Source organism: Gilliamella sp. ESL0232 (assembly GCF_013346885.1).
Lineage (GTDB): Bacteria > Pseudomonadota > Gammaproteobacteria > Enterobacterales > Orbaceae > Gilliamella > Gilliamella bombi.
In genome coordinates this window covers 78472-101837 of record NZ_JAAEDW010000002.1, presented here as the reverse complement: position 1 = coordinate 101837, position 23366 = coordinate 78472, and the positions used below count along the sequence as shown (strand labels likewise).

The 23366-nt window shown below is 36.4% G+C and carries 39 protein-coding genes; 29 read left to right on the top strand and 10 right to left on the bottom strand.

Annotation, left to right across the window (positions count from 1 at the left end; all coding sequences use genetic code 11):
- Positions 1 to 130: 130 nt before the first annotated feature.
- The 9 genes from recT to GYW75_RS03340 form a co-directional block, all read right to left on the bottom strand.
- Positions 131 to 931, bottom strand: coding sequence for a recombination protein RecT (recT, locus tag GYW75_RS03380; RefSeq protein ID WP_174798442.1), 801 nt, complete (start codon positions 929 to 931; stop codon positions 131 to 133).
- Entirely contained in the window at positions 924 to 1742 is an 819-nt protein-coding gene (locus GYW75_RS03375; RefSeq protein ID WP_174798441.1) for a PD-(D/E)XK nuclease-like domain-containing protein, read from the bottom strand. Before GYW75_RS03375 ends, recT begins: the two co-directional genes overlap by 8 nt.
- A gap of 5 nt (positions 1743 to 1747) precedes the next feature.
- Positions 1748 to 1924 (bottom strand): hypothetical protein, encoded by a 177-nt coding sequence (locus GYW75_RS03370; RefSeq protein ID WP_174798440.1) that lies wholly within the window; start codon positions 1922 to 1924, stop codon positions 1748 to 1750.
- Position 1925: 1 nt separating this feature from the next.
- Positions 1926 to 2216 (bottom strand): hypothetical protein, encoded by a 291-nt coding sequence (locus tag GYW75_RS03365; RefSeq protein ID WP_174798439.1) that lies wholly within the window; start codon positions 2214 to 2216, stop codon positions 1926 to 1928.
- An 89-nt stretch (positions 2217 to 2305) separates the two neighbouring features.
- On the bottom strand, positions 2306 to 2602 hold the full coding sequence (locus GYW75_RS03360; RefSeq protein ID WP_174798438.1) for a hypothetical protein: 297 nt from the start codon (positions 2600 to 2602) through the stop codon (positions 2306 to 2308).
- An 86-nt stretch (positions 2603 to 2688) separates the two neighbouring features.
- The gene (locus tag GYW75_RS03355) at positions 2689 to 2973 is read right to left on the bottom strand and encodes a hypothetical protein (RefSeq protein WP_174798437.1); all 285 of its coding nucleotides are present in this window, start codon (positions 2971 to 2973) and stop codon (positions 2689 to 2691) included.
- A gap of 13 nt (positions 2974 to 2986) precedes the next feature.
- A complete protein-coding gene (locus tag GYW75_RS03350; RefSeq protein ID WP_174798436.1) occupies positions 2987 to 3277 on the bottom strand; it encodes a hypothetical protein in 291 nt (96 codons plus the stop codon).
- A 442-nt stretch (positions 3278 to 3719) separates the two neighbouring features.
- Positions 3720 to 5168, bottom strand: coding sequence for a DUF4236 domain-containing protein (locus GYW75_RS03345; protein ID WP_174798435.1), 1449 nt, complete (start codon positions 5166 to 5168; stop codon positions 3720 to 3722).
- Between the two features lie 49 nt (positions 5169 to 5217).
- Entirely contained in the window at positions 5218 to 5850 is a 633-nt protein-coding gene (locus GYW75_RS03340) for an XRE family transcriptional regulator (protein WP_174798434.1), read from the bottom strand.
- Between the two features lie 124 nt (positions 5851 to 5974).
- On the opposite strand from GYW75_RS03340, the gene GYW75_RS03335 reads away from it, so the two are divergent.
- The 17 genes from GYW75_RS03335 (at position 5975) to GYW75_RS03255 (ending at position 13905) form a co-directional block, all read left to right on the top strand.
- Entirely contained in the window at positions 5975 to 6208 is a 234-nt protein-coding gene (locus GYW75_RS03335; RefSeq protein WP_174798433.1) for a transcriptional regulator, read from the top strand.
- The gene (locus GYW75_RS03330; protein WP_174798432.1) at positions 6205 to 6432 is read left to right on the top strand and encodes a helix-turn-helix domain-containing protein; all 228 of its coding nucleotides are present in this window, start codon (positions 6205 to 6207) and stop codon (positions 6430 to 6432) included. The genes GYW75_RS03335 and GYW75_RS03330 overlap by 4 nt, the downstream gene beginning before the upstream one ends.
- Complete coding sequence (locus tag GYW75_RS03325) at positions 6432 to 7148, top strand: replication protein (RefSeq protein ID WP_174798431.1); 717 nt, start codon at positions 6432 to 6434, stop codon at positions 7146 to 7148. Before GYW75_RS03330 ends, GYW75_RS03325 begins: the two co-directional genes overlap by 1 nt.
- Complete coding sequence (locus GYW75_RS03320; RefSeq protein ID WP_174798430.1) at positions 7145 to 8554, top strand: replicative DNA helicase; 1410 nt, start codon at positions 7145 to 7147, stop codon at positions 8552 to 8554. The genes GYW75_RS03325 and GYW75_RS03320 overlap by 4 nt, the downstream gene beginning before the upstream one ends.
- A gap of 168 nt (positions 8555 to 8722) precedes the next feature.
- Positions 8723 to 8812 (top strand): DUF1187 family protein, encoded by a 90-nt coding sequence (locus tag GYW75_RS03315; protein WP_174798429.1) that lies wholly within the window; start codon positions 8723 to 8725, stop codon positions 8810 to 8812.
- A gap of 20 nt (positions 8813 to 8832) precedes the next feature.
- Positions 8833 to 9090 carry a DUF3310 domain-containing protein gene (locus GYW75_RS03310; RefSeq protein ID WP_174798428.1) on the top strand — a complete coding sequence of 86 codons (258 nt, stop codon included), beginning with the start codon at positions 8833 to 8835 and terminating at the stop codon, positions 9088 to 9090.
- Positions 9080 to 9532, top strand: a complete 453-nt coding sequence (locus GYW75_RS03305; RefSeq protein WP_174798427.1) for a recombination protein NinB — start codon at positions 9080 to 9082, stop codon at positions 9530 to 9532. The genes GYW75_RS03310 and GYW75_RS03305 overlap by 11 nt, the downstream gene beginning before the upstream one ends.
- 11 nt (positions 9533 to 9543) lie before the next feature.
- The gene (locus GYW75_RS03300) at positions 9544 to 9867 is read left to right on the top strand and encodes a hypothetical protein (protein ID WP_238786392.1); all 324 of its coding nucleotides are present in this window, start codon (positions 9544 to 9546) and stop codon (positions 9865 to 9867) included.
- Positions 9860 to 10006: a hypothetical protein gene (locus tag GYW75_RS03295; RefSeq protein WP_174798425.1), complete on the top strand. Its 147-nt coding sequence runs from the start codon at positions 9860 to 9862 to the stop codon at positions 10004 to 10006. Before GYW75_RS03300 ends, GYW75_RS03295 begins: the two co-directional genes overlap by 8 nt.
- Positions 9990 to 10277 carry a DUF1364 domain-containing protein gene (locus tag GYW75_RS03290; RefSeq protein ID WP_174798424.1) on the top strand — a complete coding sequence of 96 codons (288 nt, stop codon included), beginning with the start codon at positions 9990 to 9992 and terminating at the stop codon, positions 10275 to 10277. The genes GYW75_RS03295 and GYW75_RS03290 overlap by 17 nt, the downstream gene beginning before the upstream one ends.
- Positions 10274 to 10630 carry a RusA family crossover junction endodeoxyribonuclease gene (locus GYW75_RS03285; RefSeq protein ID WP_174798423.1) on the top strand — a complete coding sequence of 119 codons (357 nt, stop codon included), beginning with the start codon at positions 10274 to 10276 and terminating at the stop codon, positions 10628 to 10630. Before GYW75_RS03290 ends, GYW75_RS03285 begins: the two co-directional genes overlap by 4 nt.
- The gene (locus GYW75_RS03280) at positions 10627 to 10995 is read left to right on the top strand and encodes an antiterminator Q family protein (protein ID WP_174798422.1); all 369 of its coding nucleotides are present in this window, start codon (positions 10627 to 10629) and stop codon (positions 10993 to 10995) included. The genes GYW75_RS03285 and GYW75_RS03280 overlap by 4 nt, the downstream gene beginning before the upstream one ends.
- Positions 10996 to 11102: 107 nt before the next feature.
- Positions 11103 to 11732 carry a hypothetical protein gene (locus GYW75_RS03275; protein ID WP_174798421.1) on the top strand — a complete coding sequence of 210 codons (630 nt, stop codon included), beginning with the start codon at positions 11103 to 11105 and terminating at the stop codon, positions 11730 to 11732.
- Between the two features lie 57 nt (positions 11733 to 11789).
- Entirely contained in the window at positions 11790 to 12650 is an 861-nt protein-coding gene (locus GYW75_RS03270) for a tyrosine-type recombinase/integrase (protein ID WP_174798420.1), read from the top strand.
- Complete coding sequence (locus GYW75_RS03265; RefSeq protein ID WP_174798419.1) at positions 12651 to 12899, top strand: hypothetical protein; 249 nt, start codon at positions 12651 to 12653, stop codon at positions 12897 to 12899. It begins immediately after the preceding gene.
- The gene (locus GYW75_RS03260; protein WP_174798418.1) at positions 12892 to 13095 is read left to right on the top strand and encodes a hypothetical protein; all 204 of its coding nucleotides are present in this window, start codon (positions 12892 to 12894) and stop codon (positions 13093 to 13095) included. Before GYW75_RS03265 ends, GYW75_RS03260 begins: the two co-directional genes overlap by 8 nt.
- Before the next feature lie 129 nt (positions 13096 to 13224).
- Positions 13225 to 13905 (top strand): endonuclease, encoded by a 681-nt coding sequence (locus GYW75_RS03255; protein ID WP_174798417.1) that lies wholly within the window; start codon positions 13225 to 13227, stop codon positions 13903 to 13905.
- A gap of 17 nt (positions 13906 to 13922) precedes the next feature.
- On the opposite strand, the gene GYW75_RS03250 is transcribed toward GYW75_RS03255, so the two are convergent.
- Positions 13923 to 14111: a ribbon-helix-helix protein, CopG family gene (locus tag GYW75_RS03250; protein ID WP_160413105.1), complete on the bottom strand. Its 189-nt coding sequence runs from the start codon at positions 14109 to 14111 to the stop codon at positions 13923 to 13925.
- A 502-nt stretch (positions 14112 to 14613) separates the two neighbouring features.
- Here GYW75_RS03250 and GYW75_RS03245 point away from each other — a divergent pair.
- The 12 genes from GYW75_RS03245 (at position 14614) to GYW75_RS03195 (ending at position 23364) form a co-directional block, all read left to right on the top strand.
- Positions 14614 to 14928 carry a phage holin, lambda family gene (locus GYW75_RS03245; RefSeq protein ID WP_174796895.1) on the top strand — a complete coding sequence of 105 codons (315 nt, stop codon included), beginning with the start codon at positions 14614 to 14616 and terminating at the stop codon, positions 14926 to 14928.
- Complete coding sequence (locus GYW75_RS03240) at positions 14912 to 15355, top strand: D-Ala-D-Ala carboxypeptidase family metallohydrolase (RefSeq protein WP_174798416.1); 444 nt, start codon at positions 14912 to 14914, stop codon at positions 15353 to 15355. The genes GYW75_RS03245 and GYW75_RS03240 overlap by 17 nt, the downstream gene beginning before the upstream one ends.
- Positions 15352 to 15672, top strand: a complete 321-nt coding sequence (locus GYW75_RS03235) for a hypothetical protein (RefSeq protein ID WP_174798415.1) — start codon at positions 15352 to 15354, stop codon at positions 15670 to 15672. The genes GYW75_RS03240 and GYW75_RS03235 overlap by 4 nt, the downstream gene beginning before the upstream one ends.
- Complete coding sequence (lysC, locus tag GYW75_RS12700; RefSeq protein WP_446719036.1) at positions 15593 to 15844, top strand: Rz1-like lysis system protein LysC; 252 nt, start codon at positions 15593 to 15595, stop codon at positions 15842 to 15844. Before GYW75_RS03235 ends, lysC begins: the two co-directional genes overlap by 80 nt.
- A 435-nt stretch (positions 15845 to 16279) precedes the next feature.
- On the top strand, positions 16280 to 16999 hold the full coding sequence (locus tag GYW75_RS03230; protein WP_202983913.1) for a KilA-N domain-containing protein: 720 nt from the start codon (positions 16280 to 16282) through the stop codon (positions 16997 to 16999).
- Positions 17000 to 17010: 11 nt separating this feature from the next.
- Entirely contained in the window at positions 17011 to 17406 is a 396-nt protein-coding gene (locus GYW75_RS03225) for a DNA-packaging protein (protein WP_174798413.1), read from the top strand.
- Between the two features lie 5 nt (positions 17407 to 17411).
- Positions 17412 to 18638, top strand: a complete 1227-nt coding sequence (locus tag GYW75_RS03220; RefSeq protein WP_174798412.1) for a PBSX family phage terminase large subunit — start codon at positions 17412 to 17414, stop codon at positions 18636 to 18638.
- Positions 18635 to 19903: a phage portal protein gene (locus GYW75_RS03215; RefSeq protein ID WP_174798411.1), complete on the top strand. Its 1269-nt coding sequence runs from the start codon at positions 18635 to 18637 to the stop codon at positions 19901 to 19903. The genes GYW75_RS03220 and GYW75_RS03215 overlap by 4 nt, the downstream gene beginning before the upstream one ends.
- A complete protein-coding gene (locus GYW75_RS03210; protein ID WP_174798410.1) occupies positions 19860 to 20699 on the top strand; it encodes a phage head morphogenesis protein in 840 nt (279 codons plus the stop codon). Before GYW75_RS03215 ends, GYW75_RS03210 begins: the two co-directional genes overlap by 44 nt.
- Positions 20700 to 20766: 67 nt before the next feature.
- A complete protein-coding gene (locus tag GYW75_RS03205; RefSeq protein WP_174798409.1) occupies positions 20767 to 21906 on the top strand; it encodes a DUF2213 domain-containing protein in 1140 nt (379 codons plus the stop codon).
- Position 21907: 1 nt separating this feature from the next.
- Positions 21908 to 22408 carry a structural cement protein Gp24 gene (locus GYW75_RS03200; protein ID WP_174798408.1) on the top strand — a complete coding sequence of 167 codons (501 nt, stop codon included), beginning with the start codon at positions 21908 to 21910 and terminating at the stop codon, positions 22406 to 22408.
- The gene (locus GYW75_RS03195) at positions 22408 to 23364 is read left to right on the top strand and encodes a major capsid family protein (protein ID WP_174798407.1); all 957 of its coding nucleotides are present in this window, start codon (positions 22408 to 22410) and stop codon (positions 23362 to 23364) included. The genes GYW75_RS03200 and GYW75_RS03195 overlap by 1 nt, the downstream gene beginning before the upstream one ends.
- The last annotated feature ends 2 nt before the right edge of the window (positions 23365 to 23366 follow it).

Sequence of the window (23366 nt, the reverse complement as noted above, 5' to 3'; positions counted from 1 at the left end):
GGCGTGACTACCGTCTATCAAACAATATGGCTTGTATATTTCAAATTAGCGGGCTAACTGCAATTGCGGACAGTGTCTCTGCTAACACTAATCATCAACGCATATACCAGACGTTATTTTTAGCTTGCTGTTATGCTTCGACTACAGAAAAATCAGCATCTAAAATCATTTCATTATCTTGACTTATGCCAGCTTCCGCTTTTTCATCCAAAATTACAGCTTGTTGGATTTCAATTGAAACAGGTAAATACTTAAATAATCGTCGAATGACTGTTTTCTTTGCCATTTCTTCCCAGTGAGTTATCCAAGGTCCTTTATCACCAGCTTTACTTTGTTTGCGAACCGATTCAATTTGGTTGAATGTCATTACTTCAAACTGAGAACCGCCATCTTTCAAGCGGGCAACAGCATAAACATAGGTGATTTGTGCTGATTCGTCGGCTTTTGGAGTGTGTTTTAAATCTTCATTTAAACCATACTCATAATGAAAATCATCGCCCTCTCGAACAGTTCTTGCTGATATGCTGATGATTTGCCCTGAACGTCTGGCAAGATCAATCATGCCTCTATAACCAATAATTAACTGTACGTTAGATTTTCCATCCTTCGCTTTACCGTTACCAAATGGGAGTAGGTAGGCATGCCCAAGTGCACCTCCCGGTTCTAAACCCAATTGCGAGCATTGAACAACTGCTCCTAAAAAACTTTGAATGTTTGAATCTGCTAATGCTGGTGTTTTCCGAATTTCTGTTGTAACGATTCTTGCCATTCTGTCGGGGTTCATGTGTTTTGGCAGTGCCATGGCTAGTTGGTTTTTAATTTTTGGAGAGTTAACTAATTCAGCTAATGTTGCTGGCTTTTTGTCTTGATTTGTTAGTTGAGTTTTTTCTAGGTCAGATTTAGCAATAGGTGGTTGATTTTGTTCACTCATTTTTTAATTCCTTAGCCCAATGAGGCAATGATAATGTTTGAAGTGCTGGAAAATTGTTGTCTTCTGTACATTGTTTGAATCTAAATAAATTAGCTTTATAAGCTTGACGGCCAATGTTTTTAGCGACCTCATCTAACATGAAAGTTTTTACAGGGTATCTTCCACAATTGATAGTTGTGCTAACTACCAAGAAAACAAAAGTAGGTTTTTCTCCAGTAATAGATTGAACGCCGTCGCTATAAAACGAGTCTTGCACATGATAACGATAGTCATATGAATGAGCATAAAAGCGATCAATATCAGCAGATGTTTTTATATCCGCTACCCAGTTAAATTTTTCTATAAATTTATCAGGTCGGCATCGGCATAAAATATCTGTATCAATATCATTCCAATATATAGATGATTCTGTATACCCCCGCTCTTCAATAATCCATTTCGCTAATGGATGAGCCATTGCACTATCACGCATTAGAAGCAGCTTTCTGTAATCTTCATTGGTGATGATTGCTCGATTAAATTCTTCGGCTTCTTTGAGTAACTCTTGGTACTCGGCTTTTCCTGCGTTGGTTCTTAAATTGATTGGCTTTGGTATTATGAAACGCCTTTTAAATTCTTCAGGCTCTAATAGTAAACAATGAAAAGCTGTCCCCATGTCCAGTGATGACATTTTACTTTTATCAACTGGCGCATTTTTTACCCACTGATAAAGAGCGGGACTTTCTTCAATAAAATCTAGTTGCGATTTACTAATACCTGCGCCATTGTGATAATCTTCGTTAGATATATCGTAATAAATACCTTGTTTCATTATCTTTACTCCGTCGCCACTTCTAACATCCAGCTAAACCACATAAACAATCCGCCGAATGTCACAATTAAGACACAAAAAAGGGCGTATAGTTGTTCGCCCTTGTTTAGTTTGTAATTAATATTAAATCGGTCTGTGTCATGTACATTACAGCCGACGTAGTCAATTGGTATTGTGTTCATGCTATTTCCTCAATTCTTCGAAAAACCAATCTGTTATGTCTTGATGTTGCTTTAAATCTTCATCAGTTAAACCAACATAAAAACACAGATTATCATTCCAATGTTTTGACGACCGCCCAATTAGAATGGGAAATGGATCACTGTATACAATATCTGTTGCACTTCTTCCATCGTACCAACCAACACTAGTATCTAAACAAGCATTTAACACTAACGCTAATTCATGCTCAGTTTCACACTTAACAAACCAATCTTTTTGCTGTAACCGCTCAATAATCTTTTTACTTGTCATTGTTTAATCCCCATGAATTCTAGCCGCTAAATCTGTAAAAAAGCCCGTTACTCAATTCACGGGCAAATACACTAAGAAAGGTGGCGTTTTTACGGCAGACGCCAAGCCGTGTTTTGTTTTAGAATTAAATTTAGATATATTATTCTTCTAGCAAAAACTATTGCGCTATCTAGAACGCTCATGAAATCTGGTCGGATGTTGATTTCTTTCTTTAATGCAATTTTTACATCATTAAATTGAGTAGCTCCGAGTTTTGCTTTGATTGATGATACTAATTCATCAAAATAATCTATGATGTAATCGTCGTTATTTGATTGAAGATTTTTAACAGCATCAGATATTAATTTGTTAGTTAAATCGCTATCTTCTTTAATTTTTTTATTCATTTAATGAATCCCTCAAAAAAAGCCCTCAAGCGAGGGCAAACGGATTTGCATGTACTCGTCTTTCCGAGTTGTCAGAATTCGTTAGCTTAATAAAATGATTTTTTATTTTTTTCATTAAAAATAAATTCAGCTTTTTCATAACATATGAGCTTTAATGCTTTTTGAACTGAATCAGTGTCAACATCATCCCAACCAAACGCTTTCATTATTGTTTCTTCAATTTCTAGATAATCACTATCGCTGAGTTTGTCATAAAGCTTGTTTGATTGAGCTTTAATTTCTGCTTCTTTAGCGTCTTGCATTTCAGAATTATTCATCATTTTGCAATATGCTCTTTCGTAACCGTTCTCTACAGCTCTATGTAATTGCATAACTCACCTCAATTTACAGTGTTGATAATGGTTGAAATAAGGCTTTTTGACGTCTAAGCCACTCTTCGTGAGTTTCATTTCTAGCAGCTTCATATCGAACCACATAATCTATGTCTTCTGAAAGAATTAATATAGTTTCACGTGATACGTTTTTGTTGCACGCAACAGCTGCTCTAATGCTTGAATTCCCAATTCTAACTAGCTCAGCAAGTGTTTTTGCGTCAGTGTTTGGATTGTGAGCTAGTCGTCGTAATTCTGCATTTATTTTCCATGGTTCGGTAATGCTGTTATCTATTAAATCCATATGTTAACCTCTACAGTTATTATTAATCTCAAACTCAAGCGCACTTGTTTAAATGCGCTTTGATTTGAATGCTGGTACATACCCCAGTAGGTGTTGCGCTCCCTTATTCCGTGTCATCCTTTCATCAGCTTAGAGGGAGCTAGGCATTTCGTTCTAAGATGAGCTTCGCTTTCACACTGTCTACTTGAATAACACTTTATAAGTTGTCCCGACTTTCCGAATTTTTAAAGAGCTTCAACTTTTGGTTAAGTTGATTTGTTTTGATGTGATTAAGTATAGTATATTTATACTTTATGTAAACTGTTTTTAAACAAAAGTATAAAAAAAATATACTGATTGATTATTTTTTAATCTTTTTGGTATGGTTATATTAGTAGAGGTGGGATTCAGGTATAAAAAAACCGCCCATGAGGCGGTTGATGGTAATTTTCTATTTATTAATTTATGAGCAATATGCAATAATCGATAACACCATCCACGCAAAGCTGATAATCCTTGCTGTTTTAGAATACCCTTTTTTTAAGGTGAACCAAGCGAAAATACATGGAAAAAAGATAATCCCAATTATAAGTAATATACTAAGCGATTGATGTTGTGGTTTGTCTTCTCTTTTCTGTGATTCCTTTGCTGATAAACCGTTATCTTCATCAGGATATTTAAGCTCGCTTACTTCTTCTTGCTCCTTTTCATTGTTGTCTCTTATGATTGTTGCAAAAGGAGTAATAGCTTTAAATACCCCAGTTTTACTCATGTCGCGAATCAGATCAAATTGATTAAAACATTCAACCACATCAATATGTTCAATATTATTAAAATTGATTGACTTCCATTCCGCTTTATTAATATTGACACTCACAAGATACTGATCTTCTATATTTCCATTTTGATTGTTCGGCCTCTGCGAGTACGCGGAAAGGGTAATTCTTTTTATTGTTGGGATCAAACTAAATACATCAGCTATTATTCTAAAAATTATAGAATGAATATGTGTCATGTATATTTTTCTTCGCTCTGTGTCAGAAATCGTTTTTACTGAAATTCTTAGAGAGTTATCTGATGCCGTATATTTTTTATTCGGGATGTCTTCAATTTCTGGTAAATCTACATCAAGAACTAAATTATCTTCATTTATCTCAAAATCGACATTAGTTTCCTTTGGAAATGAAATATTGGATAATAAAGTTACCAATTCAGAATTTATTACTTCTTCATTGCCAGAAGCTAGTAATTCGTTGATTCTATATGCTATATCACTCTCGTTTTTATCAAAATTTTCTTTTTTTTGAGACCAAATTTTCAGTTTTTCATTATATGCAATCTCCATAGATTCATTGAATTTTAATCGATTTTTTTCAATAAAAGGTAATATTTTGCTGAAAAAGTTTTTTTCCTTTAACTTTGTTTTTTGTGGTCGAGGCTCAGGATAATCTTTTTTATGATAAATTCTAGTATCAGATGGTGGCATTGCAGTCAAATGAAGTTTATCTAGTAAATCTAAACCGTCATTATTTTTTTTACAAGCCTGTTTAAAAATGGATATTAATACTTCTTTGTTATTTTTTTTGATATCGGAGACTATATTTTCGGGTAAACGTGTATTGTCATTTGGATTCAAATATTCAACAGAACCGTCTTCATTTATCCTAACTTTTATCGAGATATCTGATATTGATTTTTGTGTTGTTGTCGGTCGTTTGACGTTTTGATTGCTTGATAACTTTGTGCGATATGACAAACCACTGCCGGGCAAACTTAAATTGCCATATGTGCCTTTTTTCCCAATGCTTAGTGAAGCTCCTCTTCCACCTAAGCTAACACTAGCACCACTTGAGCTTAAATTTAGTTTTACGCCCGGAATTATTTTTATTCTTTTCCTAAATCTTACAGCCATAATAATTATTTCCCCATCTTTTTAAATTTTCTACGCACAACCGCTAAGGTTACAGACCAGCATTACCTCCAGTCCAAACAACCCGCCCAATTATTTTATCATTTTGAAAAGCATACATATTTGGAAATGCACTTTTGTCAGCGTTATCACTGATGTAGATCCAGTCCCCATTTTTATCTCTAGTGATTCGCTTCATGATTAGACCGTTAAGATCTCTCATTATCAAATAAACTTTATTTTCAATTGGCATTGTTTGGCTTGTATCAATTAAAACAGCTTGTCCATCCTGTAATGTCGGATACATACTTAAACCTTTTGCGTATATTACATAGCAATATTTTGGATTGATGCCCATTTCTTTCAGCCATTCTTTACTAAAAGATAAACCACCTCGAAGCTCAAAGTAATCATTGTATTCACCCGTTCCACATTCCGCTCTAACTGTTAATTCATCAATTATCACTGCAGTTTCTTCGGTCGGTGTTTTTAATTCATTTGTTGGCAACGATACGTCACAAATATTACATATTTTTAACATAACATTAAAACTAGGCGATGTTCTGCCATTTTCAAAGGCTGAGACATTACCTTTAGTCATTGATAATTTTTCAGCTAGTTGATCTTGTGTATAACCAGCTTTTAACCGGGATTGTTTAACCCATTCAGCGACATTTAAATCCATATTTTCTCCTTTTTTAAGATAGTAAAGTAATTTTATACTTTTGTCGTATAAAAATACTTTACTTATTTGTATAGTCAAATTATACTTTTCTTATTATGTATTTTATTTTTATACATGAGGCAATATGAAAAAGAAAAATCCAGCAATAAAAAAGGTCGTTGATTTCTTTGGTGGCTCTCAAGTTGAGACGTCTAAAAAACTTAATGTCTCTAAGTCACAAGTTTGGCAATGGTTAAACAACGTTAACGCAATAGCAATAGAAAAAGCAATTGATATAGAAGACAAAACAAACGGAGCAGTTAAATGCGAAGAGCTCCGACCTGATGTCAACTGGTCTGTTATTCGAGGTCGCTCATGAGCACATTGAACAATGAAAGCACACAAAGCCAATGCAAAAACATTTTACGACATTTGCAAAGTGGTAAAACCATTAATCAGTTACAGGCATTAGATCAATACGGTTGTCTTAGGCTAGGTGCGCGTATTTATGACTTAAAAAAACGTGGTCATTCAATAGATAGCCGCATGGTAAAAAGCCGAAACGGCAAGAAGTATGCTGAATATTCTATGAGGGTTAATTAATGAGTAAATTCATTTCAAACTCATTTCAAGTACCAAACGCTGTTATTGATGAATTAATGGCTGATATGTCAGCTAATGCGTTACGTTGTTATTTACTGATTACTCGCAAAACTACGGGATGGGGCAAAACAAGCGATAAAATCAGCATATCTCAATTTATGCAATATTTAGGGATAAAAGACAAGAGAACTGTTTATGCAGCTCTATCTGAATTAACAAATTTAGGTTTGATCAATGCAATTAAAAATAATGGTGAAATTACTGAATATTCACTAGTGTTAGAAACATCAGAACCAGTAGCAAAAAATGTAGGTACAAAAAATGTCACTGGTAGCAAAAAATGCATGGAACCAGTAGCAAAAAATGTCACTACCACCAGTGACAAAAAATGTCACTCTACAAAAGACACTATTAAAAACAATATTACAAAAGAAAATAATATTGATTTTGATTTGGTCATGGATGCATACAACGATGCTGTAGAAAACAGATTACCTCAAATTCAAAAAATGACTACTGCACGAAAAAACGCAGTGAAGAAATTACTCAAGGAGCTTGATCAACCAACATTCCAAAACTTGGCTAATTATTTTTATGATTTTGTGGACCATGCAAAACCGTTTTACTTCGGCGAAAATGACAGGGGCTGGCGTGCTGATTTCGATTACATCATAAAACCAAGTACATACTTGAAAGTTGTGGAGGGTACGCTATGAACGTGATCCCACATGACTTAGTTGCTGAACAAGCTGTGCTTGGCTCAATGATGTTAGATTTTCAATCAGACCGCTGCCAAAAAGCAATCTATTCATTGAAGCCAGAATCATTCTACAGCAGACATCATCAGGTTATTTTTTCTGAAATGCTTGAATTAAATCGTAAAAACTACCCGATTGATCTGATTACCTTGTCAGACAGTATGGAAGCAAAAGGAACTTTGAAAGATTGCGGTGGTTTAGCTTATCTGGCTGAATTATCCAAAAATACGCCGTCGATGATCAACGTTACAGCCTATGCTGGAATCGTTCGAGATAAAGCTATTGAACGTTACACATTGCAAAAATTAAACGACTGTAGCGCTATGATTTTTGAGAAATCAAATCTATCTACTAGCGACAAAATATCAGCTATTCATGCGCTATTTACGCAAATTGATGACTATAACAAAACTGGTAAAACAACTGGACTTAAGTCGTTAAAAACAATTGCTGATAAATGGACAGAAACCCTTGGGCAACGATTAGAAAACGCAGATAGTGCGCGTGGTTTATCAACTGGAATCAAAGCATTAGATGAGAAATTAGCACCTAAAGGGTTGGTTAGAGGCTCGCTGTTTGTGGTTGGTGCTCGTCCAAAAATGGGTAAAACAACATTCGAGATCAACATGGCTCGTCATTGCGCGATGAATGAAAAACTACCCGTACTAATGTTTTCGTTAGAAATGCAAGATGAGCAAATGCTTGAAAACATTTTAGCCCAAGAATCAGCAGTAAACAGCAATATTTTCTATGACGGTGGTTTAGGTTCGGATTCAGAGTTTGCGCGCGTTATGCATCATCTCAACGAATTATCAAACACCGATAACATTTACATTGACGATACACCTGCGATCACACTATCGCATATCCGTTCAGAAGCTCGACGAATGGCAAGAGAAAAGGGGCAAATAGGCATGATCATGGTTGACTATCTAACTCTAATGGAGAAAGAAAAAACTGGTGATGATACTCGCAATGACTTGGCTTATGGCGCAATCACTAAAGGGCTAAAAGCATTGGCTAAAGAGCTTAATTGCGTTGTTGTTATGTTAACTCAATTAAATCGTAATCTTGAATCAAGAGCGGATAAACGACCAATACCAAGCGACAGCCGTGACACAGGGCAAATTGAGCAAGACTGTGATTATTGGGTGGGTATTTATCGTGATGCAGTTTACAACGATAACGCAGATAAAAACTTAATGGAAATTAACGTTGCTTTAAATCGCCATGGCTCAGGTAATTTCACTGTTTTTGCAGGCATTAGCAATGGTCGCATTTATGAAGTAGATCAGCTCGAATCACAAGCTAGAGCAAACACAGAACCAGTTAAGAAAGAGCGTAAATATGCGAGAGCAGGTTAACCACTGCCCGCTCGGACTCAATCACATGCTCGACAAAATAGCGTACGACTATGTGAGAGAGATAAAGAGCAGGGGAGCTAATACGGCAAAGATTAAACAGCAATTAGCAGAACGAGTTAAAAAATATTCAGAAGAAGATAAGGCAAAATTGAGGGAGTTGATACAGAAATGGCTTACAAAATAACAGCAACAATCATAAAAGACGGACACCAACCGATAAATTGGACTCATTTTACTAATTTGGCAGGCACGGGCTGAATTAGACGGGGGATCGGGTGATGAGTGACAACGTAAAAAATCCTAAACATTACCAAATAATCGAGGGTGTCGAATCTATCGACATCATAGCGCGTAGCATGACTGTAGAGCAGTTTAGGGGATTTTGCCTAGGTAACATTCTGAAATATCGAATCAGGGCAGGTAAAAAAGATGCGTTAGAGCAAGATATCGCAAAAGCAAACGAGTACGAGAAGATTTTTGAAAATAAAAAACATCTTTGCATTGATGTTGGAGGGCAACTAAGTAATGGCAAATAAGAAAATATTTAAACTAGTTAGCGAAACAGTAAAAAACAATTTAATTAATTTTATTCGCTCATTACCAGTTGATAGTAAAAATCCATTAGTAGTTTGTATTCAAGAGATGACTAGAACTTTAGAGCAAAACGCCCGTATGTGGGCAACATTAACGGATATATCGAAACAAGTTAATTGGCACGGATTAACGCTAACTCCAGAAGAATGGAAGCACGTTTTTACAGCAACACTAAAAGGACAAAAAACGGTACCCAATTTAGATGGGACAGGCTTTATTGTTTTAGGTCAATCAACAAGAACAATGAGTAAAAAAGAATTAAGTGATTTATTGGAGTTAGCATATGCATTTGGAGCTAAGAAGGGCGTCAATTGGAGCGAGCAGTCTAAGTCAGATTTATTAATATTTGATTGGTACAAAGACCAATTATCAAAGGTGGCATGATGGAAATTAAATTGACAGATAAACAGTTTGAGCAATTACAAACAGAGCTAATAAAAGATGTAATTAAAAGGGCGGAAGCAAGTAAAACAAGTAAGAAAAAATTTGTTGATGTTGTTGTCGAGTGTTGCAACAACGTTAAAGAAAATCAAGCAAAAACACACAAAGTTTCGATTAGTATTGACAGTATAGTGTCGTTGGAAACTGTCAAGAATTACGGTGATTTCAAATCAGTAATAGTTCTCGTTACAAATAGCTGCGGAGCACCTGGATATCTTTGCACGTCAAGTATTGAAGAAATTAAGCAAATGATAAAAGAGGCTGAAAATAATGATTAACACACACAAAGAACAACTGAAACTATACGATGATAAAGAGCAAGAATTAGAGCGAGCAATTGCAATAGTTAGAGAACAACGCAGAGAATACATTAATCAGCATAATTTAAACAGGGTTAACGATGAGCAGGCTAACTAAAGAAGCAAGAGGGAGAGAGTGCACGGTTCGATTGCCGTGCTGTAATCATAATCCAGAGACTACAGTACTAGCTCATTACAGACTGGCAGGAACGTGTGGCATAGGTATGAAGCCGAATGATTTACAAGGAGCTTGGGCTTGCTCAGCTTGTCATGATGAAATCGACCGCAGGACAAGAAATCACGAGCATGAATTCGTTAGATTAGCGCACGCTGAGGGTGTAATTAGAACTCAGGACATACTAATCAAAGAAGGGAAGATTAGATTATGATTCATCTGACTTTGCCATATCCTCCAACGGTTAATCATTATTGGGGAACGGCAGGAAAGCGAAGATACATTAAACCTGACGGCATTAAATTTAGAAACGCCGTTATAGCTATTGTGTTGCAGAATAAAGCTGATAAGAAGCTATCTGAACGGGTAATGGTTGATATCAAAGCTTATATGCCAGATAGAAGAAAACGAGACCTAGATAATATAAATAAAGCTATTTTTGATGCATTAATTCATAGCGGTGTCATTTTAGATGATGAGCAAATAGATGTATTACACAGCGAAAGAAAAGAAGTTATCAAGGGTGGCAGAATAGAATTATCTATAAGTAAATTGGGGGAGCAATGAGAGAAACTAAAGATATTTTAACGGCATGGAAAAACACCCGTATTTTAAAAAGAATGGGAACAGAATACCCATCAAAATCGGCAGGTATTGATGGTGCGCCAATGGATTTTGATTATCGTCAATATTTAACAGAAGATGAAGCTGAAATTGTTGATAATGCGGTGTTAAGACTTAAATCCGATAATATTGAACACTGGGCTGTATTAACTTCTTTTTATCTTCGTGAAATTTCATGCAGTAAACAAGCTCGAATTTTAGGTAAGCAAACAACAGAAATAACTAAAACATTACTTGCCGCAGAATGCTTTATTAGAGGTCATATCATCGAATTGTTTTCGAAATCGGGAAATTTTAAAAATAAATAAAAAATGGCGTTGACATTATCGGAATACCGATATATTATATATCACAAGAGTTAAGAATAACTCAACCGACACGGCGGGAACCGTGATTATCGAATAAGGTATATATCATGCAAGTTTCTATCAAAAAATCTAATAAAACAATTAATGTAACATCTCAGTACAATCCGTTATTTTCTTCTAAAGCAAGAAAACTTAATGGGCAATACGATTACTCATCAAAATCATGGTCTTTTGATATTAGATCTGAAGATTTAGTAAAAGAGATTCTGCTTGAAGTTTATGGTAATGATGGCTCTGAAACAACATTTGTGGATGTTGATATTACAGTGGGAGATGACAATTTGCTTGGGCATCAAGATTCAATTTACTTGGCAGGTCGTATTATTGCTGGTGCACGTGGTAGAGATTCAGGCGCCACTATTGGCGATGGTATTGTGCTTGTCAGTGGTGAAATTAAGTCTGGCGGTTCAGTAAAAAACTGGTTAACTGTAGTTAAATCTGAATCTGTTTTTAGAATTCTTGATTTGCCACTAGGCGCATTAAAATTTTTAGAAAATAGAGATGATATTAATTACAAAATAATAGCTACACACAATCTTGAAACTGAAACCATTGTTAACAATGACAGCGATGTAGAACAGTTAAGAACTGAAATAAATAACTTAAAGCAACAAGCATTAAGTATTGCAAAACAGTTGGAAAATTTAACAACTAAATTAGTTGAATTTTCAAAATAGTTAAACTTCTAAAACTGGCTCGGAAGGCTCCGAGCTTCTAGACAAAAAGAGGATTTTATGGCTACAATCAGTGTTAATGAATGGTTAGATCAATTTATTGAAATTCAAAAGCAACGTGATATAACATTTAGAACAGTTCAAGAGAAAATTTATATTGCGAATTTCATACGAAAAAAGATAGGTAATCGCCCAATGGATATTATTAGAACGCTTGATCTGTTTATAATTATAGATGAGGTTTGGCAACAAAAAAAACAAAATAAAGCGGTTAGAACATATTTATTTATAAAACAGAGTTTTCATACAGCATGGTCAAGAGGTATTATTGAAAATAACCCCGCTGCAAGGCTTGAGCGACCGATCTGCAAAGTTAAGCGTGAACGTCTTGAACTTGATGAATTTCTAAAAATTTTGAAAATCGCAAAATTGTGCGCGCCTGAATATTTTTATATTGGAATGCTTACAGCATTGGTCACTGGACGTCGCCCATGCGAAATTGTTAATATAGCTATGGACGATATTGAAAACGACTATTTGAATGTCAGAACAGCTAAAAGCGGTGTGATTGTATCTATGCCTCTTGATTTGAAACTTGAAGCAATCGGGACATCAATTCGCGATTTGTTTGTCATGACTAGAGGTAAAAAATACTTGGTTGAAAGCGATCGGAGAAAAGCAAAAGTCTCATCTCATTCATTGACAACTTGGTTTTCAAAAATGCGAGAAGCCGCAGGAATTTTTGCAAATGATGGGCGATTGGCTCCGTCGTTTTATGAGATTAGATCTCTATCTGCGTTGTTGTATAATGAACAAGGTTTAAATATTAATAATTTGCTAGGTCATAGATCTTTGGGGTCAACTAAAATCTATACAGATCGACGTGGTAAAGGTGTTATCAAGTATATTGTGGGGAATTAAATGTACCGCGTTTATGTAATTAAACAAATTAAAAAAGGCACTAGCCAGGTTCTTGTTGATACACGAACTAATACAAATAGCTTTAATGTCGCATGTGCGGCATTTTTCGATTTACTAAATAAAGAATTTGATAGCCGGCATTTGCTATTAATGTCAAAAAATAATAAGCAAATTAATGCATATCGATATCAATCGAAAATGGGTGATCGCGACTATTTTAACGAGAAGATGGAGTTAAAAGATGACTGAAAAAAAAAGTCGAAGTGATTCACAAAAAAAAGCAGATACTGTATATGAAAAAAAAAGGTTAGCTTCATTAAAAATGTTTGGCGCACGCTTTAATAGTGAAGATCTTGAACTAATAAAAAAAGCTGTTGATGTTGCAGGCTCTAATCATGATCTGATTTTGGAGGGAGCAAAATTAATTTTAGAAAAAAATAAATAAAAAATTAGAATTAATAACTTGACTGTTTAAACGTTTAAACAGATAATATGTCTATAGTGCGGTTCAGAGCGCATAAAAATCAAGATAAAACAAAAAGATTGGCTTTTATTTTCTACTTCAAATGGATTTATGAAAAAGTTTCTTGTAGTTCTCCTTATTATTCCCTTATTTGCTAATTCAGCTCAAAATTTTAATACCGCAAAAACACAATTAGTCCAGTTATATAAATCAAATCCTGAACAGACTACCTTTTATTGTGGTTGTGAGTTCGTATTTACTGGCAAGAAAGGCATTGTTAATTTCACTAAATGCGGATATGAGCCAAGAAAGAATTTAAATAGAGCTGAACGCATTGAATGGGAGCATGTTATGCCTGCCGAAAATTTTGGACGTCACTTGCAGTGCTGGCGTGATGGTGGACGTACAGCGTGTAAAAAAGATGTTACTTTTAATAAAATGGAAGGTGACATGCACAACTTGCAACCAGCTATCGGTGAAGTAAATGGAGACCGTTCTAACTATCGTTATTCGCAGTTTACGGACAAATTTAATCAATACGGACAATGTAAAACGGCTGTAGATTTCAAAGAAAGAAAATTTCAGCCGAGAGATGAAATTCGAGGGATGATAGCTCGCACATATCTATATATGTCTGATAAATACAAAATTAATTTATCTAATCAAGAAGAAAAGCTGATGACAGCGTGGGATAAAATGTTTCCGCCTGAAAAATGGGAATGCGAGCGCAACAAGCTAATAGAAAAAATTCAGGGTAATGATAATAAGTTCATTACTCAACAGTGTAAATAGTTACATATAAGCCTCAATTAAGAGGCTTTTTTGTTTTCTCTGTAGAATTTAATTGCTTCTACTACAAGTTTGGCTTCTGATATATTTAAGTCTAAAGCCGTTTGTTTAATCATTGCGATATCGTCTATATTTAATTTAAAGGCTTTATTTTTAATGCCTCGTTTTTCATTGCTTCGTTCGTTAATTTCGGCTCTTGTTAATGCCATATAACCACCTTGATTTATTAAATAATAGTTGATATATTTAAGGTCATCGGAGAGGTTTCCCTCTCCTTTGAACTACTTTAGAATGCTGGCGAGCTAATCAAAAGTAGCAGAATTAAAATGAGTATTTTGAACTTCATTTTACTTCTCCTTAAGCCCTCGTCTTAGGTCGGGGGTTTACCTTATCAAGTCCCTTACTTGATGGTTATTATTGTAAGGTATCCTACAGTAAAAGTCAACACTATTTATCAAAAAATATTGTTTTTTTATATATTTATTACCGAATAGAATTATTAAATGAAGCCGCTTAATTGCGGTTTTTTCATGTCCAAATTTCATGCATGTCGGCGACATTGATGTCGTCGAGTCGTGACCGTGCCTAAACCTCTGTAATCATGTTTAGGTCTATTTATTTCTACAGAATCGACAGCAAAGCTAGACACACATATAACTAACATTTAGCTAGTACGCTGTCACATCATTAACTAACAAGAAGAATAATAACATGTATAAATCATCAATCATGGAATGGTTGCAATCGAATGCGCCGTTAATTTATGGCGTCGTTTTGTCCATCATCATCGCCTACGGTCGTTTAACGTATGATGGTGTGGGTGGACGTCGTAAATGGGTAGAAGCGTTATTGTGTGGTGCGTTGTCATTAGCCGCTAGCAGTGGGTTAGATTATTTTGGTTTGCCTGTCAGCATGAATCCTTTTATTGGTGGCGCAATTGGATTTTTAGGGGTTGATAAATTACGTCAAATATCAAATTCAATGTTAAGAAAAAGGGTTGATAACAACGATGACCAAGCTAACTGAACATTTTACGCTAGAAGAATTTACGCGCTCGACAACAGCCAGCAGATTAAAAATTGATAACTCTGTGCCTGCCGATTTAATGCCTAACGTGCAATTAACAGCTACTCATCTTGAGTTAGTAAGAAAAGCTTTAGGTAAGCCAATTATTATCACGTCTGGATATCGCTGCCCTGCACTAAATGCTAAAGTTGGCGGTGTAGCAACAAGTGCTCATACTCAAGGATTGGCAGTTGATTTTAAATCATCATTTGGAACACCTAAAGAAATTTGTCGGCGTTTGATTGAGGCTGGGGTACAGTTCGATAAATTAATTCAAGAGCACAACCAATGGGTCCATATTGGATTTAGCCCAACTAACAATCGTCAAATAGTGTTAACAGCGGTTAAGCAGGGCGGTAAAACGGTTTATTTAAGTGGTTTGGTATGAGTAAAGAAAAGATATTAAGCATCGCATTAACCATTGCTGTTTTTGTCTTTGCTGTCTATTTCGGTTACAGCAATTATCAAGAGAAGAAACGTCTACAAAAAGATAACGCTGAACTGTTCGGAAAAATCGAACAGTTGAACCGGGATATTGCTAAAAACAATCAAATTATAACGCAACGAGAGCAAGAAAAAGCTCAAGACGCTATGTCAATTAAACAACTTCAAGAGCAAATAAAAGATGCGCTTAAAAATAATCAATGTGCTAATGATTTTATGCCTAGTAACGTGTCTGACTGGATGCGGAGCGGTAAAAACTGAGTACGTTTATCAATGCAATATTCCTGCTTCGCTAACACAGCCAAATAACGAGCCTCATATTGATAAACGAATCACTTGGGGACAGTGTCCAGTTTTGTACACTGAATTATTGAACGAACTTAGGCAGTGTAATGCGGATAAAAGGGCGATAAGGGAAATTAGTGGCAAATGAAACTTGACGGTATTTTGTGTCTGAGTTATTCTATTAGTGTTATTAAACAATTTGTTACATTTTTATCCGTATCATGTTTAATTTCTTCGTACTAGGGGATCTGGCTTCTAAGTTTGGCGACCGTGAACCAACTCCCCTTAAAACTACTAACTTAGATACTCATCATTAATAGCTTGTCAATTAAGCACCTGTATAAATAACTATTCACTTTTACCGCATAAACTATAAAAAATCCCGGGCGGTTATAAAAAATAACTGCATATTTAATCAAACCGCTTAATTGCGGTTTTTTTATGTCTGAAATTTGCCATCACACGGCAATTAACAACAAGAGCCACTTAGGAATGAGTTTTAGAGGGCACCAGATGGTTTTCATGGTTACCTCTCTTGACTGGTTCCCTGTGTGACTAAAACTCATTTCTAATGGAGAATACCATGAATATTATTAAATTCGATTTTAAGGGTCATCAAGTTGGTTTCAATGATGATGGATGGATTAACGCAACAGAAGCGGCTAAAAAGTTCAACAAGGTCCCAAACGATTGGCTAAGACTTCCAGATACAATCAATTACATCAAAGCGTTACAATCTAAATACGGTGAAATCTCGTATTTAAAAACCAAAAGAGGTAAACATGATGGTGGTACTTGGATTCATCCTAAGTTGGCGGTTAGATTTGCACGTTGGTTATCTGTTGATTTTGAGATATGGTGTGATGAGCAAATTGATAAGCTTATTCGTTCTCAGGCTGTTACTTATACAGATGAGCAAGTATTAGCAATACTAACTTATAGTCAACCGCAAACATGGGAAAAGCGATTCCAACAACCTTTTTATCAGGCATTATCAAAAATGACTAACTTGCCATTCAATAATCATATTGGCGGTTGTCCATCATTATTTGGGCTGATAACGCAAAAATGGGTTTATGGTGTCGTGCTACCTAAAAAGGTTTATCTGAGCATCAAAGAGCGCACCAAGAAAGGCGAAAAAATACATCAATTCTTAAAACCAGACGCACTAAAAGCAGTAGAAGACCAGTTAATAGCAATAACAACAATTGCAAAAGGCTGTATTGATTACAAAGATTTTGAGGCTCGATGCTCAACAATATTTAATACAAAAGGTCAGATTAAATTTATTCTGGCTGCATAAAAGGAAAGATTATGAAAAAGGGCGAAAAGAAAAAAGTGGGTCGCCCAAGTGAACTAGCCGAATGCTTAATTAAGGCTAAACAATACTTACTTGGGGGCTACGAAACATTTGGGGATGTAGTGCCAAGTGTTGCAGGTCTTGCTTGTTATCTCGGTAAGCACAAGTCATCAATGTATGAATACGCAAAACAAAACAAAGAGTTTTCCGACACGCTAGAAGCAATTAAAACGTTACAAGAGAATAAACTAATAAATGGTGGGCTAACTAGCTCATTCAATCCAACCATTACAAAGCTAATGCTATCTAATCATGGCTATAGCGAAAAACAAGAAATCGATCACCAGTCATCAGACGGCTCGATGTCACCAAAACCAACACGAATAGAGTTAGTTACACCCAAAGAGTAAATATTATGACAACAGCACAAATACAGTTACCCAAAAAATTGATATCTATGTTTGTAGCCGAAAATGTCAGGTATCGAGGAGCGTACGGCGGTCGAGGTAGCGCTAAAACTCGTTCATTTGCATTAATGACGGCAATCAAAGGTTATCAATTTGCAGAAGCAGGGGTAAGCGGTGTAATACTGTGTGCTCGTGAATTCATGAACTCGTTAGCTGATTCTTCCATGGAAGAAGTCAAGCAAGCTATTCGCTCAGTTGACTGGTTAGCTGATTATTATGACATCGGTCAAAACTATATCAGGACCAAAAACGGATTAGTTAGTTATGTGTTTTGTGGTTTACGTCATAACTTGGATAGTATTAAATCAAAAGCACGCATATTACTATGCTGGGTTGATGAAGCGGAAAATGTTTCAGAAATCGCATGGCGAAAGTTAACCCCGACGGTTCGTGAGACCAACTCCGAAATATGGGTAACGTGGAACCCTGAAACCGAGGGAAGCCCAACCGATGTAAGATTCAGACAAACCCCGCCAGATAACGCTATTATCGTTGAGATGAATTATAACGATAATCCATTTTTCCCTGACGTTTTAGAGCAAGAACGATTAAACGACTTAGCCCGATTGGATTACGCATCATACGCTTGGGTGTGGGAGGGTGCTTATCTTGAAAACTCAGATAAACAAGTTTTAAGTGGCCGATATGTTGTTGAAGAATTTGATGACAACCTGCACAAACAAGCAGACCGTTTATTATTTGGTGCTGACTTCGGCTTTGCTAATGACCCGAATACATTAATCCGCTCATTTATTCTAAATGATTGTCTGTACATCGAATATGAAGCATACGGCGTTAATATCGAACTCGACGAAATGCCAACTTTTTATGATTCAGTGCCAGAAGCAAGAAAATGGCTAATCAAGGGCGATTGTTCAAGACCCGAAACTATTAGCCACATCAAGCGCAAGGGTTTTAATATCTCAGCTGCAAAAAAATGGCAGGGCAGTGTTGAGGACGGTATCGCATATCTGCGAGGGTTTAAGAAAATTATTATCCACCCTCGTTGTAAAAATACCGCAACCGAAGCACGGTTATATAGCTATAAAACCGATAGGATGACGGGTGAGGTGTTACCAATTATTGTTGATGCAAATAATCACTGCTGGGATGCTGTTCGATACTCGTTAGACGGTTATATTAAAAACAAATTATCAATCTTGGATGTGTTATGACACAAGCAAATTATATTACTGATTCAGTAGAAAGCCTGTATACATCGCTTGGTAACAAAAACGATTCGGTGAAATATTCAAACAAAAAAATATCTGACCGACAATTATTAAACATGTATAGCAGTTCGTGGCTGACAGGTAAATACATCGATAAAACAGCGGAGGACATGCTCAAATTGCCAAGGGTTTTTAGTGGTGATTATGATGAAAATCTGCTAAAACTCGTTATCGAAAAAGAAAACCGATTAAAACTAAACGAAATAAAAGAGAAGTTTTTGGCGTTTAGTTCATTGTTCGGTGATGCGTTAATTGTCGCCATTACTGACGCCGATGATTTGTCACTGCCATTATCGGATATCGAAGATATTCAGCGCTTTATTGTGTTAACTAAAAATGAGTTTAATCCAGATAGTAATATTGATGATGATTTGAAGTCAGCGAATTTTGGCAAGCCAATTCACTACACAATCGGGAAAAATAACAAGGTTCATCATTCACGTTGTCACAGATTGAAACTAGGTAAATCAAAATTAACAGATAGAAATCAATTTGGCATATCGGACCTACAAAATAAATACAATGCTATTCGCTTATTTGACACAACGATTACATGCATTGGCGATATTATTCAAGATAGTAATGTTGATGTGTTGTTTATTCCCGATTTGATAGCAAAGGTAGCTCAAGGCAAAGAGGATGATATTAGAAAATTCATCAATCTAATTAATCATACTAAATCTTCAATGAATGCTATTGCGCTTGATGCTGGTAATAGTGAAGCTCAAGGTCGCTGGGAGCAAAAAACAGCAACATATGGCGGATTGTCTGAGGTTTTAACAAAACTCATTACCGTTACCGCGGGTGCGCTAGATAGACCAATTACAGTGCTATTTGGGTTATCTGCTAGTGGCTTTTCCACAGGTGAAGAAGACTTAGAATCGTACCACGGCACAATCAACGCATTACAAGAAAGCAGATTGCGACCAGCTCAAGAATTTATCGATAAATTTATTCTTGATAAGATGATGCCGAATCATGGGCTAACGTTTGAATACCCGTCGATAAAAGTGGTTAACGAAGACAAAGAAGCCGCCAGATTTAGTCAATTTGCTAGTGCTTTTTCTGCTTTGGTTACTGCTAATATTATTCCTGATAAAGTGGCGCAAACCGAGTTAATCGCGCGCAAACTGCTAATTAACACTACAGAAGAGGATTTGAAAGATGGAGATTTATTCTCTACTGAAGAATTCGCTACAGGGGCGTGATAGGTTTTTACCACCAACAACGCCCAGCAAAAGAGCTGAGGTTTATTATCGTGATGCGTTAGCTGATTTTATTCGAGCGATGATAAACCGAATTACTGATGCGCTGAGTAAAAAGAACTTGGTTGATGCTGTCGCCATTAGTGATGATGATTACATCAACTCTTTAATCGAAGTGCTGGCGTCAATTGCTGGTGAGCGCATTGAGGAAAGAGCCAAATTATTGGCTACTCGATTCGTGAGTAAGGTTCACTATCAGAATAAGACACAATTTACTCGAAATTTTAAAAATGCGTTTGATATTGACCTCTCAAGTATTGTTGAAAAAGAAATTTTGGGCGATACGTTAGCAGTAGCTATTCAGCAAAATGTCGAGCTAATAACATCAATCAAAAATGACTTTATCAATGATATCGGTTCAAATGTTTTCACAAACTACAAAAAGGGCTTTAGGCATGGCGAGCTAATTAATGAAATTCGTGCAAGAGGCAATGTCTCGTACTCTCGTGCAAAACTCATTGCAAGAGACCAAACAGCTAAAATTAACGCTGATTTTGAAGAAGAGCGCAATAAAAAACTGGGCTTTGACATTTACAAATGGAAAGGCACAGGTGACGCACGGGAGCGTGAATCGCATTTAGTTTTAAATAACATGTTATGCAAATATTCAGACCCTACAATCTACTCAGACGATGAGGGTAAAACATGGAAAAAGCGCAAGTCAATTGGCGGATACATTGGCAAATGTGGCGAAGATTATCAGTGCCGATGTTTAGCTATTCCTTATATTAAATTCTAATCAAAACAAAATTAATCAAACCATGCTCTTAACTGAGCAGGATTATTTACGTCTAAAAGAGGGCTTTATGGCTTGGGAAATAACACCGCAAGGCTACTTAAAAACAACTGCAAAAATCACTAAAGGCGGAGTTTTACAGTATTACGGTCATGAAATTGGGTTAACTGACAGCAGAGCAAACAAGCTTGTTGATGTTAATAGAACAATTGAAGAACTCAGTAAACCAGACACACTTAAATCAATTGATGGTATGCCAATCACAATCACACATCCGGACAAAAAGTCAGTTGATGCTAGCGATTGGAAAAACAAAACGGTTGGACATGTTCAGAACCCAAGAGTGGAGAGTAATTACATTGTATGCGATGCATATATTCAAGATGCTTCAGCAATTGAGTTACTCAAAAACAAAGATATTCGCGAATTATCGGTTGGTTATGAGCCTGCGGATATTCAAGAAGTTAACGGTAAGTTTTATCACAAAAATATCAAGGTCAATCATGTTGCTATCGTTGCCGAAGGTCGCGCTGGCTCAGATTGTAGATTAAACGATAGTAAACCAAAAATAGGAGCAAATTTAATGCCTAAAAAAAATAAATTACTCGCATTGATCGATTCGTTTCGTAAACGTCTAAATGATGCTGAGGGGGAGTTGTCAAAAGAGGAAATCAATAAAATGATTGATGAACTCACAAAACAACTGGAAGAAGTTCAAGGTAAAGAAGATGAAGAATCAAAAGCCAAGGCTGATGAACTTCAAAAACAAATCGATGAGCTAAAAGCAAAACTTGAAGCTTTGAACGATGAAGAACCAACAGCAGGCGAAGACGACAAGGACGCCAGAATTACGGCTTTAACAGCAGAGCTTGAACAAGTTAAGAAAGAGCGTGACGAATACAAAGCGCGCGTTGAAGAACTTGAGGCTGAAAAAGACAAGGACAGTGTGATGAATGATGCTAAAGCACGATTCCCAAAAGTTAAGTTAAATGACGCTAAAAGTGGTCGTGATGTTCGTATCGGTGTATTGGTCGATCATGGTATTTACACAAAGGACCAAGCATCAAAATTAACAGACGCAGAAATCAGAGCAGCTTATGCTGGTCTAGTAGCAACAAGCACGAAGAAAAACAAGGTTGTTTCAAGGTTGCTTAATGACAGCAAAGAAGCACCGGCAAAATCAGCAAGCAAACGATTAGGAGGCAAATAATATGGGTTACAGTTTTACAAGTTGGGATTCAGAACAGGGGACAATGCAACCCGGTTCTATTTACCGTGTATCTAGCTCAGACAGCAAGGTGTGGGGCGAAGAAAATTTAACAGGTAAAGATTTATTGTGCGGTACTTTCGTTGCAGTTAATGCGGACGGCGGTATTAAAGCAATCGAATCAGCAAATGATTTAATTCACGGAATTATCGTGCGTGATATTTACGGCGACAAGCACCCAAATAACCGTCACATCAACATCGGACACTTCTCTCATGGCGATTCAGTTGTTGCGCTAGCAGTAAATGATATCGAGTTGAAGCGTGGTGAGCGTGTTTATATCGTACCAACTGGTGATGATGCTGGGAAAATCACAAATGTTGCAGAAGGTAATATTGACTTAGGTTACTGGGTCGAACGTGTTAGTAATGGGAATCACTGCGCGGCAATTACATTAGGTTATGCGCAATCGGTTAAGGTTGCAACAAGAGGAGCTAAAGCATAATGGCATATGAAAATGTAGATTATAGTGACGTTATCACAGAACAGCTGTTAGAGCGTGATAAACAGTTACAAGAAAAAGAACTACCAGAAATTAACATCGGTCAAGCTGTGCCTGTTACTGATGGGCTGAACTTTGCAACCGAAGAATGGGAGTACGGTGTTACTGAAGTTCGTGGGTCTGTTAAAAATGGTGTAATTGGTATTAAAACCACATCACTTGAAACAATCGATAGCACCATTGAAGCGAAAAAATCACCAGTAGTTCAATGGGCTAAAGGTCTTGTATACACTCAACAAGAAATTGAGAAAGCGCAGAAACTGGGCATAAATTTACCTGCCAAGAAACAAAATGATTTGTATGCGAATGCGGTGGCCACAATTCAGTATGCGGGTTATGTTGGGCATGAACAAAAGCCGGGTCAAGAAGGACTGTTAACTGGGAAGCAGGTTGAAGTTTATAACGACACATCAGGCAAAACGCTAGCTGAAATGTCATCTGATGAATTCGTAAAAATGATTCTTGGTGCATATGATGAAGTTTGGTCAAGATCAAACTACACCATTCAACCAACACATATAGCGATGGATGCCGCAGACTTTATGACTGCGATGCAGAAGTTCGATCCTAACCCTCAAATCGTCGGTACAGATTTACTTCCAATTGCGGCAATAGATAGAGTAATGGCTGCGCTACGTAAAGCCTCACAAAATGAGAGCTTTAACATCAACTTCGTTAAAGTGCCAGCGCAATATGCTAAGCAGATTAATAAAAATAAATCTCGATTAGCTATTTATTCTCATGACGAAGATTATCTTGAAATGAAAGTACACATGCCAGAAATCTTAGAAGTAATGCGAAAAGATTTACTCTCATATCAAAGTGGTTATCGTTCAGCATTCACTGGCGTCATGTGGAAAGAGCCTAAATCTGCGCAGTATGTAGACTATAAATCCTGATA

Excerpts from the sequence above, each read along its gene's own strand:
- recT (WP_174798442.1), bottom strand. The coding sequence starts at position 931 with ATGAGTGAACAAAATCAACCACCTATTGCTAAATCTGACCTAGAAAAA.
- GYW75_RS03375 (WP_174798441.1), bottom strand. The coding sequence starts at position 1,742 with ATGAAACAAGGTATTTATTACGATATATCTAACGAAGATTATCACAAT.
- GYW75_RS03370 (WP_174798440.1), bottom strand. The coding sequence starts at position 1,924 with ATGAACACAATACCAATTGACTACGTCGGCTGTAATGTACATGACACA.
- GYW75_RS03365 (WP_174798439.1), bottom strand. The coding sequence starts at position 2,216 with ATGACAAGTAAAAAGATTATTGAGCGGTTACAGCAAAAAGATTGGTTT.
- GYW75_RS03360 (WP_174798438.1), bottom strand. The coding sequence starts at position 2,602 with ATGAATAAAAAAATTAAAGAAGATAGCGATTTAACTAACAAATTAATA.
- GYW75_RS03355 (WP_174798437.1), bottom strand. The coding sequence starts at position 2,973 with ATGCAATTACATAGAGCTGTAGAGAACGGTTACGAAAGAGCATATTGC.
- GYW75_RS03350 (WP_174798436.1), bottom strand. The coding sequence starts at position 3,277 with ATGGATTTAATAGATAACAGCATTACCGAACCATGGAAAATAAATGCA.
- GYW75_RS03345 (WP_174798435.1), bottom strand. The coding sequence starts at position 5,168 with ATGGCTGTAAGATTTAGGAAAAGAATAAAAATAATTCCGGGCGTAAAA.
- GYW75_RS03340 (WP_174798434.1), bottom strand. The coding sequence starts at position 5,850 with ATGGATTTAAATGTCGCTGAATGGGTTAAACAATCCCGGTTAAAAGCT.
- GYW75_RS03335 (WP_174798433.1), top strand. The coding sequence starts at position 5,975 with ATGAAAAAGAAAAATCCAGCAATAAAAAAGGTCGTTGATTTCTTTGGT.
- GYW75_RS03330 (WP_174798432.1), top strand. The coding sequence starts at position 6,205 with ATGAGCACATTGAACAATGAAAGCACACAAAGCCAATGCAAAAACATT.
- GYW75_RS03325 (WP_174798431.1), top strand. The coding sequence starts at position 6,432 with ATGAGTAAATTCATTTCAAACTCATTTCAAGTACCAAACGCTGTTATT.
- GYW75_RS03320 (WP_174798430.1), top strand. The coding sequence starts at position 7,145 with ATGAACGTGATCCCACATGACTTAGTTGCTGAACAAGCTGTGCTTGGC.
- GYW75_RS03315 (WP_174798429.1), top strand. The coding sequence starts at position 8,723 with ATGGCTTACAAAATAACAGCAACAATCATAAAAGACGGACACCAACCG.
- GYW75_RS03310 (WP_174798428.1), top strand. The coding sequence starts at position 8,833 with ATGAGTGACAACGTAAAAAATCCTAAACATTACCAAATAATCGAGGGT.
- GYW75_RS03305 (WP_174798427.1), top strand. The coding sequence starts at position 9,080 with ATGGCAAATAAGAAAATATTTAAACTAGTTAGCGAAACAGTAAAAAAC.
- GYW75_RS03295 (WP_174798425.1), top strand. The coding sequence starts at position 9,860 with ATGATTAACACACACAAAGAACAACTGAAACTATACGATGATAAAGAG.
- GYW75_RS03290 (WP_174798424.1), top strand. The coding sequence starts at position 9,990 with ATGAGCAGGCTAACTAAAGAAGCAAGAGGGAGAGAGTGCACGGTTCGA.
- GYW75_RS03285 (WP_174798423.1), top strand. The coding sequence starts at position 10,274 with ATGATTCATCTGACTTTGCCATATCCTCCAACGGTTAATCATTATTGG.
- GYW75_RS03280 (WP_174798422.1), top strand. The coding sequence starts at position 10,627 with ATGAGAGAAACTAAAGATATTTTAACGGCATGGAAAAACACCCGTATT.
- GYW75_RS03275 (WP_174798421.1), top strand. The coding sequence starts at position 11,103 with ATGCAAGTTTCTATCAAAAAATCTAATAAAACAATTAATGTAACATCT.
- GYW75_RS03270 (WP_174798420.1), top strand. The coding sequence starts at position 11,790 with ATGGCTACAATCAGTGTTAATGAATGGTTAGATCAATTTATTGAAATT.
- GYW75_RS03265 (WP_174798419.1), top strand. The coding sequence starts at position 12,651 with ATGTACCGCGTTTATGTAATTAAACAAATTAAAAAAGGCACTAGCCAG.
- GYW75_RS03260 (WP_174798418.1), top strand. The coding sequence starts at position 12,892 with ATGACTGAAAAAAAAAGTCGAAGTGATTCACAAAAAAAAGCAGATACT.
- GYW75_RS03255 (WP_174798417.1), top strand. The coding sequence starts at position 13,225 with ATGAAAAAGTTTCTTGTAGTTCTCCTTATTATTCCCTTATTTGCTAAT.
- GYW75_RS03250 (WP_160413105.1), bottom strand. The coding sequence starts at position 14,111 with ATGGCATTAACAAGAGCCGAAATTAACGAACGAAGCAATGAAAAACGA.
- GYW75_RS03245 (WP_174796895.1), top strand. The coding sequence starts at position 14,614 with ATGTATAAATCATCAATCATGGAATGGTTGCAATCGAATGCGCCGTTA.
- GYW75_RS03240 (WP_174798416.1), top strand. The coding sequence starts at position 14,912 with ATGACCAAGCTAACTGAACATTTTACGCTAGAAGAATTTACGCGCTCG.
- GYW75_RS03235 (WP_174798415.1), top strand. The coding sequence starts at position 15,352 with ATGAGTAAAGAAAAGATATTAAGCATCGCATTAACCATTGCTGTTTTT.
- lysC (WP_446719036.1), top strand. The coding sequence starts at position 15,593 with ATGCGCTTAAAAATAATCAATGTGCTAATGATTTTATGCCTAGTAACG.
- GYW75_RS03230 (WP_202983913.1), top strand. The coding sequence starts at position 16,280 with ATGAATATTATTAAATTCGATTTTAAGGGTCATCAAGTTGGTTTCAAT.
- GYW75_RS03225 (WP_174798413.1), top strand. The coding sequence starts at position 17,011 with ATGAAAAAGGGCGAAAAGAAAAAAGTGGGTCGCCCAAGTGAACTAGCC.
- GYW75_RS03220 (WP_174798412.1), top strand. The coding sequence starts at position 17,412 with ATGACAACAGCACAAATACAGTTACCCAAAAAATTGATATCTATGTTT.
- GYW75_RS03215 (WP_174798411.1), top strand. The coding sequence starts at position 18,635 with ATGACACAAGCAAATTATATTACTGATTCAGTAGAAAGCCTGTATACA.
- GYW75_RS03210 (WP_174798410.1), top strand. The coding sequence starts at position 19,860 with ATGGAGATTTATTCTCTACTGAAGAATTCGCTACAGGGGCGTGATAGG.
- GYW75_RS03205 (WP_174798409.1), top strand. The coding sequence starts at position 20,767 with ATGGCTTGGGAAATAACACCGCAAGGCTACTTAAAAACAACTGCAAAA.
- GYW75_RS03200 (WP_174798408.1), top strand. The coding sequence starts at position 21,908 with ATGGGTTACAGTTTTACAAGTTGGGATTCAGAACAGGGGACAATGCAA.
- GYW75_RS03195 (WP_174798407.1), top strand. The coding sequence starts at position 22,408 with ATGGCATATGAAAATGTAGATTATAGTGACGTTATCACAGAACAGCTG.